At 52.3% G+C, this 16,390-nt stretch carries 18 protein-coding genes and 1 tRNA gene; 9 read left to right on the plus strand and 10 right to left on the minus strand.

Features of this window, described 5'->3' with window-relative positions; genetic code table 11:
- Nucleotides 1-21 precede the first annotated feature (21 nt).
- Nucleotides 22-315 carry a hypothetical protein gene (locus tag ABXS88_RS13515; protein WP_353672568.1) on the minus strand — a complete coding sequence of 98 codons (294 nt, stop codon included), beginning with the start codon at nt 313-315 and terminating at the stop codon, nt 22-24.
- On the minus strand, nt 315-581 hold the full coding sequence (locus ABXS88_RS13520) for a helix-turn-helix transcriptional regulator (RefSeq protein ID WP_353672569.1): 267 nt from the start codon (nt 579-581) through the stop codon (nt 315-317). Before ABXS88_RS13520 ends, ABXS88_RS13515 begins: the two co-directional genes overlap by 1 nt.
- Nucleotides 582-836: 255 nt before the next feature.
- On the opposite strand from ABXS88_RS13520, the gene ABXS88_RS13525 reads away from it, so the two are divergent.
- The 5 genes from ABXS88_RS13525 to ABXS88_RS13545 all read left to right on the plus strand — a co-directional run bounded on the left by ABXS88_RS13525 (nt 837) and on the right by ABXS88_RS13545 (nt 4,461).
- A complete protein-coding gene (locus ABXS88_RS13525) occupies nt 837-1,127 on the plus strand; it encodes a hypothetical protein (RefSeq protein ID WP_353672570.1) in 291 nt (96 codons plus the stop codon).
- 405 nt (nt 1,128-1,532) lie between these two features.
- A complete protein-coding gene (locus ABXS88_RS13530) occupies nt 1,533-1,682 on the plus strand; it encodes a hypothetical protein (protein ID WP_353672571.1) in 150 nt (49 codons plus the stop codon).
- A 129-nt stretch (nt 1,683-1,811) separates the two neighbouring features.
- A complete protein-coding gene (locus ABXS88_RS13535) occupies nt 1,812-3,875 on the plus strand; it encodes a DnaB-like helicase N-terminal domain-containing protein (protein WP_353672572.1) in 2,064 nt (687 codons plus the stop codon).
- Nucleotides 3,876-4,031: 156 nt separating this feature from the next.
- Entirely contained in the window at nt 4,032-4,250 is a 219-nt protein-coding gene (locus ABXS88_RS13540) for a hypothetical protein (protein ID WP_353672573.1), read from the plus strand.
- Between the two features lie 10 nt (nt 4,251-4,260).
- Complete coding sequence (locus tag ABXS88_RS13545; protein ID WP_353672574.1) at nt 4,261-4,461, plus strand: hypothetical protein; 201 nt, start codon at nt 4,261-4,263, stop codon at nt 4,459-4,461.
- Here ABXS88_RS13545 and ABXS88_RS13550 read toward each other — a convergent pair whose 3' ends face one another.
- The 7 genes from ABXS88_RS13550 to pgl all read right to left on the minus strand — a co-directional run bounded on the left by ABXS88_RS13550 (nt 4,462) and on the right by pgl (nt 10,154).
- Complete coding sequence (locus ABXS88_RS13550) at nt 4,462-5,553, minus strand: site-specific integrase (RefSeq protein ID WP_353672575.1); 1,092 nt, start codon at nt 5,551-5,553, stop codon at nt 4,462-4,464.
- 123 nt (nt 5,554-5,676) lie between these two features.
- Nucleotides 5,677-5,749, minus strand: a tRNA-Met gene (locus ABXS88_RS13555).
- A gap of 149 nt (nt 5,750-5,898) precedes the next feature.
- Nucleotides 5,899-6,969 (minus strand): phosphotransacetylase family protein, encoded by a 1,071-nt coding sequence (locus ABXS88_RS13560; protein WP_353672576.1) that lies wholly within the window; start codon nt 6,967-6,969, stop codon nt 5,899-5,901.
- A 47-nt stretch (nt 6,970-7,016) separates the two neighbouring features.
- Nucleotides 7,017-7,421, minus strand: a complete 405-nt coding sequence (gene ebsA / locus ABXS88_RS13565) for a type IV pilus biogenesis protein EbsA (RefSeq protein WP_353672577.1) — start codon at nt 7,419-7,421, stop codon at nt 7,017-7,019.
- 108 nt (nt 7,422-7,529) lie between these two features.
- Nucleotides 7,530-8,768, minus strand: a complete 1,239-nt coding sequence (locus tag ABXS88_RS13570) for a site-2 protease family protein (RefSeq protein ID WP_353672578.1) — start codon at nt 8,766-8,768, stop codon at nt 7,530-7,532.
- Between the two features lie 15 nt (nt 8,769-8,783).
- Nucleotides 8,784-9,389, minus strand: a complete 606-nt coding sequence (locus tag ABXS88_RS13575; protein WP_353672579.1) for an FHA domain-containing protein — start codon at nt 9,387-9,389, stop codon at nt 8,784-8,786.
- A 42-nt stretch (nt 9,390-9,431) separates the two neighbouring features.
- Nucleotides 9,432-10,154: a 6-phosphogluconolactonase gene (pgl, locus tag ABXS88_RS13580; protein ID WP_353672580.1), complete on the minus strand. Its 723-nt coding sequence runs from the start codon at nt 10,152-10,154 to the stop codon at nt 9,432-9,434.
- A gap of 129 nt (nt 10,155-10,283) precedes the next feature.
- Between pgl and ABXS88_RS13585 the strand changes: the two genes are divergently transcribed.
- Entirely contained in the window at nt 10,284-11,087 is an 804-nt protein-coding gene (locus ABXS88_RS13585) for an HpsJ family protein (RefSeq protein ID WP_353672581.1), read from the plus strand.
- 25 nt (nt 11,088-11,112) lie between these two features.
- Nucleotides 11,113-11,751 (plus strand): transcription antitermination factor NusB, encoded by a 639-nt coding sequence (gene nusB / locus ABXS88_RS13590; protein ID WP_353672582.1) that lies wholly within the window; start codon nt 11,113-11,115, stop codon nt 11,749-11,751.
- Nucleotides 11,752-11,815: 64 nt separating this feature from the next.
- Here the strand turns inward: nusB and ABXS88_RS13595 are convergent, their stop codons facing one another.
- Nucleotides 11,816-12,871: a Fe(3+) ABC transporter substrate-binding protein gene (locus ABXS88_RS13595; protein WP_353672583.1), complete on the minus strand. Its 1,056-nt coding sequence runs from the start codon at nt 12,869-12,871 to the stop codon at nt 11,816-11,818.
- A 254-nt stretch (nt 12,872-13,125) separates the two neighbouring features.
- Here ABXS88_RS13595 and ABXS88_RS13600 point away from each other — a divergent pair, with 254 nt between their 5' ends.
- A complete protein-coding gene (locus ABXS88_RS13600; protein WP_353672584.1) occupies nt 13,126-13,287 on the plus strand; it encodes a hypothetical protein in 162 nt (53 codons plus the stop codon).
- Between the two features lie 15 nt (nt 13,288-13,302).
- Entirely contained in the window at nt 13,303-16,326 is a 3,024-nt protein-coding gene (gene sbcC / locus ABXS88_RS13605; RefSeq protein ID WP_353672585.1) for an exonuclease subunit SbcC, read from the plus strand.
- The last annotated feature ends 64 nt before the right edge of the window (nt 16,327-16,390 follow it).

Consider the following 16,390-nt stretch of genomic DNA (forward strand, 5'->3'; position numbering starts at 1 on the left):
TGCCCGGTGTACTCTTCTAGTCTAGGCCTTGGGAAAAAAGCCGAATCGGATAGTTGCAGTAATCAAGGCCCCCAGAATAGCCAGGATTAAAGCCCAGATTTGTTTGTTCTGGTTGTCTTCGAGGCGTTGGACACGTTGGTCTAGGGTATCCATCTTCTCCTCTATCCTGATCAGGTTCCCGTCTAGCTTGGTTTGGGAAACTTTCAAATCCGTCAGGTCTGCATCTATGCGGTCTAGGCGTTGCTCCAAGCGGTCGAAGCGCTGGTCAAATTTAGCCAGGATGTCTTTCAGGTCAGTTTCGATGATGGTGCTCATTAGGATTCCTTCACTTTTGCATGGTCTTCAGGGTCTGGGAGGGAAAGAAGTAAGTCGTCAAACGAATATCCAGCTTGCCGAAGAACACTGTGAAGCGTTAGTGCTTTCATCAACCAGTCAGGAATCTCAACCCCTCGCTCAATATTGCTAATGTTGGGACGCTTTGTACCTAGCCGCTCAGCGAGTTGGTCTTGAGTGATATTTAGCTTTTTTCTGACTTGCTTTAATGTCACTGGCGTTTTTATTGACTCTTGGGGCAGGTACATAATAGCATTTAAACGTAGTCCCAGACTACGCCCTCTTGATTGACTGACAGGGGGTTGGCTAGTGGAATCCTTGCGGGAAAAGTTTCCTAGGCTCTACCGCAAGAGAATCCCTAGCACAAAAGTGAGGCTTATTACTAAGTCCTTCCACCCCTATTTTAGGGCTTGGCTTGGAATAAGCAAAAGGGCCGGGTCACTGCGGCGATCAATTACCGCTCCTACTGACTCCCCCCTTTACTGGGGGGTTTATTCCTAGCCATGTCAAAAAGACTCGAAGACTCTATTAAGAAGTTGGCGGCCGCCGCTGACGAATTTGAGCAGGCCTGCACTGAGGTCTATTCCGCCTATCGGGCCAGTGCCCCCAATGCCCTCTATACCGGCAAGGCCCAGATTTATCTGCAAGATGACGTTCAGGCTTTAGTAGCCAATAAGCAATATTCCGTAGTCCAGGCCCGGGCCATCAATAGCGCTTTCTCAGGATGGCGGCCCCCTAAACCGGCCCCGGTTCGTAGTTTCCCTGTTACTGGTCGGTCGGGAGGTGCGGCGTGATGTCTTCAGATTTTGTTGAAATAGTCCGTGAAATGAGGGAAGCCCAGCGCAACTATTTCGCTACTCGTTCCAAGAATTGGCTTACTAAAGCAAAAAGGCTCGAAAGCTGGGTAGACGGGGTTCTTGAATCCTCTAAGCATGACCCAATCCAACCTAACCGAGCGGTAGAAGGTGAGGTTATTAGGGAAGCCAGAAAGGAGGGCCAGCCATGAGTACTCATTTCGTTCTGGAAGACGGCTTTCGACCCATGGGGCACTGGGACGAAGAAGAAGACGGAAATGTTATTTGGTTTTTTCCTGAAAACCCGTGGCCACAACGCTTTTATTACGGATCACCCTACGATGACGATTTCCCCATCGGTCACGCAGTCTGGTGTCCTGGCAAAGTTCCCAGCGAGGGCCAGCCATGAGTGACAAACAACCGCCCAAGCCCCCTAAGAATCACCCCTTCCATGCACCGTGGGGTGACCCTCCTAGTAAACGTTGGGGCCAGACCCTAGACGAAGTACAAAAGCGCCGTCAGGAAATGCTGGACAAGTTTCGCCGGGGCCAATAACAAAAAAAAGAGGGAGAACTTGGCTTTCTCTCTCTTTTCCTCGCTTATGTAGGTTTTTAACTTATTTCTCTGAACCCTCATTACGTTACTATGATACCACAAAATAACGGTCATAATCCCCTCTCTGCAATGATTCCGCCCCACAGCATTGAGTTAGAGAGAGCGGTCATCGGTTGCATCCTTTTTGATTCCAACGCCATACAAAAGCTTGACAGAAACCTGATTCCTGATGCCTTTTATGTGAAGGCTCACCAAACCATTTACCGGGAGGTATTGAAACTGCATCGTGACGGATTCCCCACCGATCTAAAAACCCTGGCTACGCGCCTTCAGGAAAGACAGCTATTGGATGATGTTGGCGGGATTGCTTCACTGTCGGAGATGCTCAGCGAGACGGTCGGCTCAGGGGCGTTAGACCGCTACGTTGCCAAGCTCAACGAGAAATACGCCCGCCGGCAAGTATTGGAACACGCCAACGATTTAGTCCAGGTGGCCAAGGATGAAAGCTGGCAGGCCGACGGCTTCCTTGAATTTGTGAACCGTCTCCAAGAACGGATCGGAGAAGCGACCCAGCAGATCGGAGCCGACGAAGACAAGCACCAGCGCCAATACGAAAGGCTGGTCGAGGAAGTGAGGAAAATTGAACAGACCGTAGCAGACCCCGGACTAAAACTGTTCAAGATGCAGGCTTTGGCCAGCAGAACAGGGCATACCACTAAATTTCTTAATCACTTGTACCTGAAGAATTTGGCGGCCCGAGAAGTAGAACCAATGATGGGGTTGAAGGAAGTCAAGGAAAAATACGGGTCATCGGTTCAAGAATGGTTTCTCCATGGCTTCGGGCCGGCTGGCAGTGTTGTCTTGCTCCATGCCCACGGGGGGGTAGGCAAAACCAGGCTGATCTATGACTGGATTTATTCAATGGTCAGGGGGGAGTCATGGGAGGGGCATCACGTCACGGCCCCGACCAGAAGAGCGCTCATCGTCCAGACGGATGAGAGCCAAGGCGATATGCTCAACGCGCTCGACCACAGGGGGTTTACTGACGATATGCCGGTCAAGGTTATTACCCGTTGGACGGCTGACCACATGGCCGCCCTGCGCGTCAACATCGAACAATTCCGCCCGGAGGTCATCCTAATTGATAGTTTGACTAGCATCAACCGAAATAGCCTTTTCTCCGAAAATGACACTGAGTATGCCCGGCCGGTTTTGGAATTGAGGGATATTGCCCAGGAATACGGATGCTTGATTTATTTGGTTCACCATTCCAACAGCGAAGGAGGGAGCCGAGGAACCAAGGCCATTGCCGCCAGTGTTAGCCACATTTTCAGCCTGAGCCGGCCCAGCCAACTTAGTGACCCCACCACTAGCCAACGGATTTTGGCCATTGACAAGAGCCGTAGCCGCGCCCCTGGCAAGTATGAATTAGAGTTCAATCCCGAAACAGGGGGATGGTCTTTCAATGGAGAGGCCGGCCAGGATAGCGGAGGCGATACAACGGAAGAACGGATTTTAGAATTTTTGGAACAAAACAGAAACAAGGTTTACGAAGCTTCAGAAATTCACGCAATCGTAGGGGGGGAGTCAAGTTTTATTAGACGGGTGCTTAATCGCCTCGCTCAGAATGGACGAATCAGCCGGCGCAAATCAGCTACTAACGGTCGTGCCTATGTGTACTGGCTAGGGATGTCGGGGGATGAATACCAAAGAACTGTGCTTCCAAACCCAAGCACACTTGAAGCACAGATGAAGCACACTTCCGAAGCACACTTCCCAAACCCAGACACAGAGCCAGTTCAAGGGGGCTTGACAACGAACTGTGCTTCACGTTTTGCAAATTTTTCGGGAACGGACGGACAGGAAAATCAAAATTTTGAAGCACAGAAGCACACTTCATCTGAAACCCAGTCAGAGAGCGACTTTACAACTGTGCTTCCCAACTGTGCTTCAACTGTGCTTACTGAATATCAAGCACAGTTGGCCAAAAATGGGGAGCCGGTTGACCTTCCCCCCAACGAGTCGCGCCGCCCTCCTGTACTAAAGCGCGGTGACGTTGTGCTAGACCAGGATTACCGTGGGTATTGGTTAGATTCCTTCCACAAAAATGTATGGTGGGCTTATCGGGAAGGAGAGGAATTTGTAGAGCTACGCCCTGATCAGATTGCGGCTGTTTGGAAAGTAAAAGAGTGATGACCTACCAAGAAATCCAACAAATCCTAAAGCCCCTTGGCTATGCCCTCCATCGTGGGGACTATGGCTATTTTCTGCGGGATGCCATCAAGGGGGGGGCAATTGCAATGACCTTTGACTCGTTAGACGACATAAAAAGATGGGTGAGACAAATCTATGGCTAAGAAAAATCTGAAAAACTGGCTGACGACGACCCAGGCCTTAGAGCAAATTCCCCTCTCTCGGTATGAACTGCTGATGCTGGTCAAAACTGGCCACCTTAAGCACGGTGTCCACTATCTGGACAAACGCCGACCAGAGGCCCGCCGCGCTACTTACTTATGGAACCCACCAGAGATAATGAAATGGCTATCCAACAACCCCGAAAAACGTTAGGAAGATCATCATGCCACAATTAAACAATTTTGATTCCTGGCTTCAGTCCATAAAGGGAAGCTCCCACGCTCCCATCGGTCTAGTAGATGCGGCGGTTTTCGTAAACGACACGCTAAATCTAGCCAAACGAATTTATGACGATTTGGGGCTTACGGATGAATCCCTATTGCTTGAAATTTACGACCGATTAGTAGAAAAGCTTGAGCAATAACTAAGGGGCCAGGGGCCTATCGGGATTGCTCAACAGCGTCTCATAGGCCCGCTGGTAAGTATCCCGCGTGATCCAAGCGTGATAGATGTCAGCGTGAACCTTGACCGAGTGGCCCATCTGGGCCGCCGCCAGCGACAAATCCCAGCCAAACTCCAGTGACCGCCTGGCCCAGGCATGGCGTAAATCGTAGGGATTGAACGGGATGCCATAGCGACTAAATTGATGCGTGACCCTATTCCCCAGGTCGGTGTTTTTGCCGTTCACCTGGGGCAATTTTATTTCTACTAGCCAACGCTCGGCCCATTCCGGGTAGAGAGGATAGACGTAACGCTCCTGATTGGTCTTCCCCTTATGGACAAAGGCCACGGGGAAATCAGACAGGTCAAGCCGAAAGACTTCGTAATTTCTCAGCCCATAACAGGCTTGGAGAGCATAGGCGCACTGCCACTCAGGATTAGGAATCTGGCCCCACCATTGGGCTATTTCCTCATCGGTAGGTACATCACGGGGATTAACTGCTTTTGGGCCATAACTGCCTGTTTTCTTCCGTAGGTCATGGGCCAGCCCGGCCAGATCGGCCAGGCCAGCAAAGGCCAAAGCCCGCCGCCGACGGGTGCGAGAATTGGGCGTACAACTTTTTAGGCCCTTCTCCAAGGCCTCCAGCGTTAGCGCCGCATCCCAATCTAAAGCCTTAAACGCCTTGATATACTCAGATTCCCAGGTTTCCTGTGCCTTAGCACGGTCGGCCCCTTCCTCAATCCGCTTAAGCAAGTATTGCGCCTTCAATCGCTCAATCCAGTCTCTGACCACCAAGGGGCCGGCTTCAGCCTCCCAGGTAAACTCCCCACGGGTCAATTTCAGGCTTAATTCCCTGGCCGCCAAAACCGCCTGGTCAATTCCGGCCGGGTTGGCCCGGAAGCCCAGGGCGATGCGTTGCTGGTGGGGGTACGTCTTCTCACTGCCAGGCTTCGGGGGGAGGGTCGCCACCAAATAGAGCCGGTCGCCCCGCTGGGTGATCGTGACCCCCGTTTTTCCGGCCCTGAGCTGGCCATTGGCCTGATTCAGCCGGCCAGAAACGTCTAATTTTCCCACTGGCTTAAAATTGGCTTAAATAACGTCGATAATCTTCGCTAATTTTAGCCAATCTTAGATAATCCAAAATTCGGGCAAAAGCCGAAAACCTTGCTAGATAAGCGTTTGAAGTCATAACAAATATGGCTCAGGCGGGATTTGAACCTGCGACCTTGGGCTTATGAGTCCCCTGCTCTAACCACTGAGCTACTGAGCCAAAAATTAACCTTAATCAGTATACATCAAAAAAAGGGAATAGAAAAATTTTTACCCAGCAAGTTAAGCTATAAACAGATTGTTGAACCAATTTTGAGCGATTAATCCGACAAATGATGATCCTTCAAGGGCCATTACCAAAATTCAAGCCTAGGCCTGGAAACGCTCTAAAAACCGAGCCAGATCGAAATGCTCGGCCATGAGGCGCTGAATACATTGAACTTTGATGGGTTCCTGTAGACGGGTATTGCCAAAGGCCTGATCTACGATCTCAACAGTTTTGAGGGTATCTAGATTCACCGAGAGGATGGGAATCTCGAGATCCTCGGCGCGACTGATGATCAAGGGTTGAGGTGGAATATGGCCAGTCAGGATCAGACAACTGGTTGAGGTTTCCAAGGCCGCCAATTGCAAGTCTGTTCGGTCGCCCCCCGTAACCACCGCTTTATTTTCTCCCCGGCGGAAGTATTCCAGGGCCGAGTTAACATTCATGGCCCCAATGGTGAGGCTTTCCACCATCAGGTCGAGGCGGTCTTCACGGCACAGAACTTTTGCTCCCAGTTGATGGGCTAACTCTCGCACACTGACACTGCGCAGGAGGTCATCCTGGGGCAGGAGGCCGAGAACCGCAATGCCCTGTTGCTCTAGGAAGGGTTTGACCAAGGTCTCGGCCGAGGCCCTGGCCTCGGCCGGCACATCGTTAATCACCACCCCCAGAAGATGGGATCCCAATTCCTGCTGAGCCTTGATCAGGCCATCCACGATTAATGGGGAATGGTAACGGGCCACTAGCAGAATAGACGCTGAGAGGGTTTTCGCCAAATTAAGAAACGAGAGATTAAACAAGCTCCCTTCCCAAAGCGTTCCTGGGCCCTCTAGCAGGACAATATCAGCGGCCAAACTGCCGACGGCATCCTGGAGGGCCGTGGTGTAGTCAGTGGTATCTTGGCCCTGGAGTCGTTGGGCAATGGAATGGGCTTCTAGAAATAGGAGCGGTGGACGAACTTGAGCAGCGGAGAGGCCCAGGGCCTGGGCCACAAAATTCACATCAGCCTCTTCCTGTTGGATACTGCTGTTGCTTAAACAGGTTCCAATCGGCTTTCCGTAGGCAATCGCCAGGCCCTGCTGTTGCAGTTGTTGGGCAAGGCCGAGAATGATACCGGATTTGCCGCTATAGGCCTCGATTGAACCGACTAGTAAGCACTGGGCTACATTTGCCATGGAAAAGCTCCTTCTGTCCTGCACAGGGAATTCAATAATTGCTTCGGTTAGGCCCGAAGACTGGGGGATTCATCAAAGCGGAGTAGTTTTTTGTAGAAATTCTGCGGAAAATCGACAAACTGACCTTTACTCTCATTGTGAATGCTAATGAGGTCGATCAGATAGTCAATAAATTCCGAGTTCAGCACCGTCATTTCATAGCTCAAGTCAGCTTGGCCCTCAAATTGCATCCGACAACGGGTTAATTCGGAGGGTAACTTGGAGACATACCAAGTGGCGACGAAGCTAATACCGCTACCGCCTTCAATACGCCGCTGGCCTTCCACACTCCCCTTTTGGTAGAGACTTAGGGCCAGGGGCAGAATTTTTTGCTTGTCCTTGTTGGGATAGTAGGGCAGATAAACGCCCACATCCATTTTATCGGCGGGTTCAAGGTTATCAATGACTGACATAACGCTACCTAAAGAGTCGAAGTTAGCCGAAAATCTCTCTATCAAGTCTAAGGGATTATCTACCTAGGATTAGTTACCTTGTTTATCTTTTCCCTTTCTCTCTGCTGGCTAACCCTCCAGGGCCCGAGCCAGGGTTGGTAAGGGCAGGGCCTCGGGATAGATTCCTTCGGCTTTAATGCGTTGAATCTCCTCGGCGGTGATGGGCCAAGGGGCCTGACGGGCTAGGAGCTGAACAATGTCCCCCCGGTCAATCACTCCCGCGACGGCACCAGCGGGCGATAACACCGTCAGGTAGCGGTCTCCAAAATCATCCGTGGCTCCCCGACGGGCCTCGAGGCGATTAATAACGGTTGCCAGGGAATCCTTTTCGGTCACGCTGGGAATGGTTGCTAGGGGATAGGCGATGTCCTGGACTGTCTGCCGGGGCCATTCACTCCGTTCTAGGGTAGAAAGTTGACTTAGGGGAACGAGGCCTTGGTAACGGCCATCGGCCGCCGCATAGTAGGGGAATAACCACTGCTCGGGGTTGTCTAAGAGATAAGACTGTACAAATTCCTGGAGAGTCAGACGACCGGAAACCACTTTAAACTGGCGACTCATGGCTTGGGCTGCTGTCAAGCTTAACAGGCTGCGTTGGAGCTGAGTCCAGCGGCTCGATAGGCGGGCATTAGCCCACAGGAACCAACCAATCAGGGCCAGCCAAGCCCCGCCAGCTTCCCCCAGGGAAAAAAGCAGCACTAACCCTAGAATATTCGCCAAGGCCCCCAGAAATTGACCACTCAAGGCGGCCCATTGCACCCCCGTCAGACGGTCTCCCGTCAAGTGCCAGACCAGGGCCTTTAGCACTTGCCCACCATCTAGGGGCAGGCCCGGAATTAAGTTAAACAAGGCCAGGAACAGGTTGATCCGCCCCAAGTCTTGGCTGATGTAGGCGAGGAGGGGGGCCTCGGTCATGGCCTGGCTCCAGAGATAGCAGAGACCGCTCAGAACCAGGCTCGTACAAGGCCCTGCCATCGCAACGGCAAAGGCCCCCAGGGGGGTTTTCGACTCCCGTTCCAGATTGGCTACCCCACCAAAAATAAACAGGGTGATGGAGTTAACCGTGATCCCCTGCTGTCTGGCTACCAGACTATGGCCCAGTTCGTGCAGGAGTACCGATAGAAACAGGGCCAGGGCCATTAAGAATCCCCAGAACCAGGCCCAAACCGATAAGTGATCCGTTAGGAGGAAGCGTTGATTAATTTCCACCGCATTGGCCAGGGTAACCAAGGCCACAATGACAAACCAGGAGGGATCGAGACGAAACGGAATCCCCCATAAAGCGCCGAGTTGCCACTGCCGACCCATGGGTGTACTCCTGCCTCAGGCCAGTTGAAAAATAAAAGTAACGAGGTCACCTTTCCCGAGGGAAATCCGGTCTCCGGCCCGTAAACGGTGACGATTACCGGGGGGGAGGGGCGTGTGGTTAATGTAAGTGCCATTGGCACTGCCCACATCCTCAAGATAATAGGCATCTCCTTCTACTCGAACGTCCGCATGGACACGGGAGACCACATCGGAATTAGCAAATCCCGAAACATCGAGATCGGGGGGAATGCGTTCATTCGGTTTACCAATATGAATTACGCTCAGCCCCTGGGGCAGGGGAAGCGTGGTCTCGGTTTGGACATGGAGAAAATGGGGGGCCTGCACCTGGAGTTGGGTCGCTGCCGTCGGACTAGGGGAAGCAGGAGCCGGAACCGGCGGCGGTGCTTCGGCGGCAACGCCTGGAGAAACGGCCTCTGGCTCTATTTCATGGGCCATTGCTGGGGTAATGCTGTTACCGCAACTACCGCAGAAGGTGGCATCATTCTGGACATCAGCCCCACAGTGGGGACAGGCCATGAGTTGCGGCAAAGCAGTGAAGCAGGCCTCGCACTGGGTTGCCCCTTCAGGATTGGCGTGGTTGCAATGGGGACAAACAAGCATAGATGGAGAAACAGATTATTTGATAGTCGTTGGGTAAAAAGTCTAGGGCTGGAGGTTGGCCCCGGCGGCCGCATCCAGGAGCCAAATCAGTTCGCCCTGGGGCTGAATAAAGCGAGCCGGATAGGCTTGGGGGTCGGTGGTGGGGTCAAAGATCTGGCTCAAGGCTGTCTGTTTGCTGGCCCCGGCTACCAGGAAGAGAACACAGCGGGCCTGATTGAGCAGAGGAATAGTTAAGGTGAGCCGGGGTTGGCCCTCACGGTCGCCAACGGTGACTAAGCGGTCGCAGACCTGGAGGGCCGCCGTATGGGGAAAGAGGGAAGCGGTATGACCATCATCCCCTAGGCCAAGGAGCACCAAGTCCAGACGGGGAAATTCCCCCGCCGCTAGGTGAAAAACCCGTGCCAGTTCATTTTCGTAGGTTTGGGCATCCACCTTGGGGTCATCGGCTGTTGTCGGCATAGCGTGAATCTGGTGGGCCGGAATGTCAACGTGATCCAACCAAGCCTGACGGGCCATGCGTTGATTGCTGTCGGGATGATCTCGGGGTACATAGCGCTCGTCACCAAAAAAGATCTGTAGCTGGTGCCAGGGGAGAGAGGCTTGGGCTAGGGCTTCGTAGAGTGGTTTTGGGGTACTGCCGCCTGAGAGGGCCAGACTGGCTTGTCCCCGTTCGGCAATGGCTTGCTCTAGGTGCTGGATAACCAGTTCCTTTGCACGGTCAACGAGGGTATCTTTATCTGCTAAGATCTCAACCTTGGCTGTCATTACGTTAGGCCTCTTTCAAGATAATTTATATTGTATTCGCTGTTCTAGACCTAGCCGCCAGAGTGACCTGAATTGTTAAGCTTTGCCCGCCTTAACGTTACCAATTCCCCCAGACCAACCCCTAATTCAATGATTAACACCACGGCTATGACAACCCTCTGCCTCAAATTGTTTGGGGTAATTTTAGTGCTTTCCGTGCTTCTGGATTACACGACCCAAGTCTTCCCCTTTAATTTTGCCGATCCCCAATGGCAACTAACGGTTGTGACCAGCTTGGTGGAACGGGGACTGGTTCCCCTGGTAGGCATGGCCCTGATTCTGATTGCTTATTGGATGGATAGCATGGCACCGACGCCAGCGAAGGAGACCAGCCTCGATCTGAGATTAGCCGTCTACATTCTGGCTGTTTTACTAGGACTAATGTTTTTGCTACTGGTTCCCCTGCACCTTAATAACCTCAACCAAGCCAAAACCGCTGCAATTCAGCAGATCGAACAGGGGGCCGGCCACGGAAAGGAACAAATCCAGCAGGTTCTGCTCCGCCTGGATGCCCTCTCTAAAAATCCCGAAGTTCTGAGCCAACAGATTGCCCAGCAAACCCAAGTACTGGAAAGTGGCCAACTCAACGGCACACCCTTGAGTCCCCAGCAACTAGACTCCTTAAAAATGGAGCGCGACCAACTTAAGGGTCTACAACAAATGGCGAAAAATCCCGTGGCCCTCCAGCAAAAAATTGAGGAAATTAAAACCCAGTTGGAAAAACAGGTACAGGAACGCCAGGATAAAGCCGCTGGAGAAGCCACCGGCCAGGCCCTTAAACAGGGCCTCCGCATTGGTCTCAGTAGCCTAATGTTAGCTGTAGCCTACGCCACCGTCGGGGCCCTGGGCCTCCGGACTGTTCTGGCCCGCCGAGGCGCTTCTCCCCAAGTCTAAATTCCTTTTTTGTTGCCTCCTTCTTATGTCTATCCGCCAACAACCCCGACGTATTGCCCGTGAGTTGACCCTCCTCAGTCTGAGCCAACTCAAAAATAATCCTGACAAACTCGACCAGGAGGATATTAACTCCCTCTTGTTGGCGGCGACGAGAACCCTGACGACGGAGGTTCACGAAATTCTAGAAACTGCTTCGGCCGAGGTGAACCGAGGCCATGAACGTCTTCTCAGCAGTGAAACCCGGAGTCCGTCTCTAGACAGTGCCAAAACCATGATCCGCGAGGCCCTAGAGCTAGCCCAAACGGCCATTAATCGCCTGGCCAGTGCGGTCGATTTTCCGGAAATGATGCAGTTGGCGAGTCAGTATGAAGTGCGTCAGTATGCCATTGAGTTGATTGGGACGGTTCAGCGGCGTGGGGCCGAAATTGACCAGACCTTAGAACGAGCCATGGTAGATTGGCAGCTCAAGCGTCTGCCCCGTATTGACCGGGATATTCTACGCATGGCCCTGGCGGAAATGATGTTTCTGGAAATTCCCCAAAAAGTGGCTATTAACGAAGCGGTGGAATTGGCCAAACGCTACTCCGATGACGAGGGCTATCGCTTTATTAATGGCGTTCTGCGTCGCGTCAGTAATCAACTGGCAGAATCGCCTGGACGGTAACTTATTGGGGATGAGTTAGAGCCTTTGTCGGCCCCAGGGACAGGGCCGAAGATTACACAGCGGTCTATTTCCAACCAGTTTGGTCAGTAATCTGGAGGGCCCGAGCCAGATTAGGCCCGTAGCTGGCTATGCTGGTTTTACTTTCCTTGAAGGTTCCCATACTCTTCACCGTTGCCGATAAGGGCGTTCCCGCAACAACGGGGTATTCATTGTTGGCCTGGGCGAAGAAGGCCTGGGCCTTAGGACTAGCTAAATATTCCAGGAATTTAATGCCTGCGGCTTTATTGGGAGCTGTGGCCACGAGGCCGCCACCACTGATATTGATATGGGTACCCCCGCCAGCTTGATCTGGGAAAATAACCCCCACTTTGTTGAAGACCTCTTGCTTCTTAGGGTCTTTGTTCGTAGCCAGATTTGCCACGTAGTAGGTATTGACAATCGCCAGATCCGCAACCCCCGCCGCGACGGCTTCAATTTGAGCGGTATCGTTACCCTGGGGCGGACGAGCAAAGTTAGCCACCAGGCCCTTGCTCCAGTTGGTGGCGGCTGGTGCCCCTTGATTAACAATCATCCAGGCGACGAGGGATTGATTATAGATGTTATTCCCCGGCCGGCTAATCACCTTGCCTTTCCATTGGGGTTTAGTGAGATCCGCATAGGTTTTAACTTGGTTGGGCTTGACCTTGCTTTTGTTATAAACAATGACCCGAGCCCGTTTACTGAAGCCAAACCAACGCCCCTGGGGATCCCGGAGGTTGGCCGGAATTTTAGACTGTAACGTTTTAGAATTGACGGTAGCAAAAATACCTTCTTGATTAGCCCGCCATAGACGCCCTGCATCAGCAGTGAGCAGAACATCGGCTGGGCTATTTTTTCCTTCACTCTTGATGCGGACAATCAGGGGGTCGGGTTCCCCTTCAATGACATTGACTTTAATTCCTGTTTGGCGAGTAAACTCGTCGTAGAGTTGCTTATCAGTGTTGTAGTGGCGAGAAGAATAAATATTAACCTCTTGTCCCTGGGCAAACAGAGCAGGGATTTCGGCAAATTGACTACCGGTAATCACGAGAGCGGCGATGCCTGTTCCCAGGAGGCCACGTCGAGTCCATGAATGATTCATTTTGAACGGTTATATAGAACTAAAGGACAAGGAAAGAGACGATCAGAGTATTGCTGACGTTTTATCCCCGGAGTAAATCTTATCTTTATTGATAATTGATTGCAATATTATTGCTAATTCTTCTCAGTCTTCTGGGATGTTCTATTCCTTATCTTCAGCAGTGCAGTCCAGTAAGCGCTAGTTTAGAAGGCTTGAAATCTACGGCTGGGCTCGACTTCTTCTATGATGGAAATCGTTATTTCTTCTGCAGGGTTATGGATTCAGGCAAAATTGTGGCGATTATCACCGGGGCGATTTCCATTGCGCTGGCCCTAGCCTATTTGGTTTTGGTGCAAATCTTGGACTTTCGGGGGGAAATGCTCCCGGCCCCCATCGATGAATTAGGTTGGTTAGGAGTACTTTGGGGCCTGGGCTAGGAGGCCGATCATGCCATGATTCCCCAATCTCTGAGCTTGACTAATTTTTTAAGCTATCATCAAGCCCATCTCGATTTTCGAGGCCTGCATACGGCCTGTATCTGCGGGGCCAATGGGGCGGGTAAGTCTTCCTTGCTAGAAGCCATCACCTGGGTCATCTGGGGCCAGAGTCGGGCCGCCAGTGAGGATGATGTCCTCCATAGCGGAACAGACTTTGTGCGGGTTGATTTTGTCTTTATTAGTAACCATCAGACCTACAAAATTATTCGCAGTCGCCATCGGGGCAAAGGGACAGGGCTGGATTTTCAGATCGCCGATGGCTCAGGGTTTCGACCCTTATCCGGCAAAGGTGTTAAGGCAACCCAAGTCATTATTATTAATACGTTAAAGTTAGACTACGACACCTTTATTAATTCCGCCTATCTGCGCCAGGGCCGGGCCGATGAGTTCATGCTCCGCCGTCCTGCGGAACGCAAACAAATCCTGGCTGACCTGCTCAAGCTAGACCAGTACGAAGTTCTGGCGGAACGGGCCAAGGATATTGCTAAGCAGGAAAAGGCTAAAGCCGATCTGCTAGACCAGGCCTTGCAAAGTTTACAGCAAAAGCTTGATCAGCGAGAGGAAATTCAGGCCCTGCAACAATCTCTGCTCCAGGAAATTGAAGCACTCCAGCAGACCCAGGCCCAGGAAGAATGGCAACTCCAGCAATTACAGGTGAGCCAAAACCAACGCCGTAGTTGGCAACAGCAATGGGAGTGGCAAGAAAATCAGTCTAAAATCCTGGCCCAAGACCTCCACCGTTTTCAGCAGGAACAGACTTCCCTCACTGAACAATGCCACCAACTCCAGCAACTCGTGGCCCAGCGGACTGAGATCGAGGCCAACTACCAGGCCTTTTTGGCCCTACAGCAACAAGAAGAAACCCTAGCAGCCCAGTTCCAAGCCGATCAAGCGGCACGGCAGACCTATCAGGCCCTGCAGCAGCAACTTCAGCACCAGGAAAATGAGCTCCAGCGCCAACTGGCCCAACAACAACTCCGCCTCGACCATCTGCACCAGCAAGAACAGGAACTCCTGCCGATTTTGAGCCAAGAAGCCGAGATTCGGCAGGGCCTCGAACGTTTAGAAGCCGCCAAACAGGCCCTCCAGGCTTTAGATCAACTCCAGCATCGTGTCGCTCCCCTCCTCCAACGTCGCTATACTCTCCAAGCGGAGCTAGAACGGATCGTCGCCCAACACCAGGCCAAATTAGAACAACGGCAACTCCTGGCCCTGGAACTCCAACGACAAATGGAGCGGATTCCCCAACAACGACGGAATTTTCAGGCCCTAGACCAACAAATTCAAGACTTAAAAAAACGTCAAAATTATCAAAAACGGGTCGGAGAAAAGGGCCAGGAACGCCGCCATTTTCAGGAGCGTCTCCAGGAACACCAACGCCTCTGTGAAAAACAACTGCTGGAACTGGGGCAGAAACTGACCCTCCTCGACGTACCCGATGCTCTCTGTCCTCTGTGTGAACAGCATTTGGATGGCCATTACCATCAACAAGTCCTGCAAAAAACCCAGCACCAACAGCAGGAACTCCAGGAACAGATTTGGATTTTAAAGGCCCAGATTGCCGTTTGTGAGCGGGAGTTACAGGTTTTGCGCGGGGAATACGGTGAAATCCAAAAGGAATTACAGCCCCTCGACAAATTGCAACAACAGTATGGCCAACTGGAGGCGGAACTGGAAAGGAGCGGCGAAAGCCATGACCAACTCCAGCAGTTGCGGCAGGAGATTCAGCAATTAGAAACCGCTCTCCACCAGCAAACCCTTGCCCCCGACCTCCAGGCCGAATTGGTAGCCCTCGACCAAGAACTCCAGGCCTTAAACTACGATGAACAGACCCACGCCTTGGCCCGAGCCGAGGTGGAACGCTGGCGCAAAAGCGAAATTCGACGCGCCCATTTGCAGGAGGCCCAACGCAAACAGCAGAGTTATCAGCAGGAACGACCGGGACTTCTCGCCCAATGCCAGGCCCTCCAACAATCCCTCACCCAATTACCCCAGTCATCGGAGTTCAGCCAGGCCCTGCGGCAAGCCGAACAGCAAATCCAAGACCTGGGCTACGACCGTTCCCAACATCAGCAAGTTCTGCAACAGCTACGGCACCAACAACCCAGTCAACTGCAATACCAATCCCTCCAGCAGGCCCAGGAACAACTCCCCCAAGTCCAGGAGCGCCTCGCCCAGGCTGAACAACGTCTAGCCGAGTATCGAAGCCAGCAGATGCAAATTCAAGGGGAATTGGAGCGCATTCAAGCCCAGATTAACCACTACGCCGACCATGAGGGCCAGATCCAGGCCCTAGAAAAAAGTATCCAACAGCGTCGCCAATCCCTGGATCAGCACCTGGCCCGCAAGGGGGGCTACGACCAGCAATTACAGCAACTGGAAACCCTCCAGGTCGATTATCAAGAGGCCCAGCGACAATTACAACAGGCCAAGAAACAAGAAGGCATTTATAAAGAATTGGCCCAGGCCTTTGGTAAAAATGGCATTCAGGCCTTGATGATCGAAAATATTTTGCCCCAACTTGAGGCCGAAACCAACCATATCTTAGCCCGCTTAACTGGCAACCAATTTCACCTCCAGTTCGTGACCCAAAAGGCCAGCAAGAGCGGCTCCAAGCGCAAAGGGCCAAAAATGATCGACACCCTGGATATTCTCATTGCCGATCCCCAGGGAACCCGGGCCTACGAAACCTACTCCGGGGGCGAGGCCTTTCGCATTAACTTTTCCATTCGCTTGGCCCTGGCCCGTCTCCTGGCCCAACGGGCCGGTACCGCCTTACAGCTATTGATTATTGATGAGGGTTTTGGCACTCAGGATAGCGAGGGCTGTTCCCGCCTTGTGGCTGCCATTAATGCCATCGCCGCCGATTTTGCCTGCATTTTAGCCGTGACCCACATGCCTCAATTTAAGGAATCCTTCCAACAGCGCATTGAAGTCCACAAATCCAATCAGGGCTCTAGTCTTCAGGTGATTAGCTAAGAGAAAAGCCGGACAGACTCTTCAGTCTTATCCGGCCGCGTCTTGAGATTGACGGAGGTTACAA

The sequence above is a fragment of the Synechocystis sp. LKSZ1 genome, assembly GCF_040436315.1.
GTDB lineage: Bacteria > Cyanobacteriota > Cyanobacteriia > Cyanobacteriales > Microcystaceae > Synechocystis.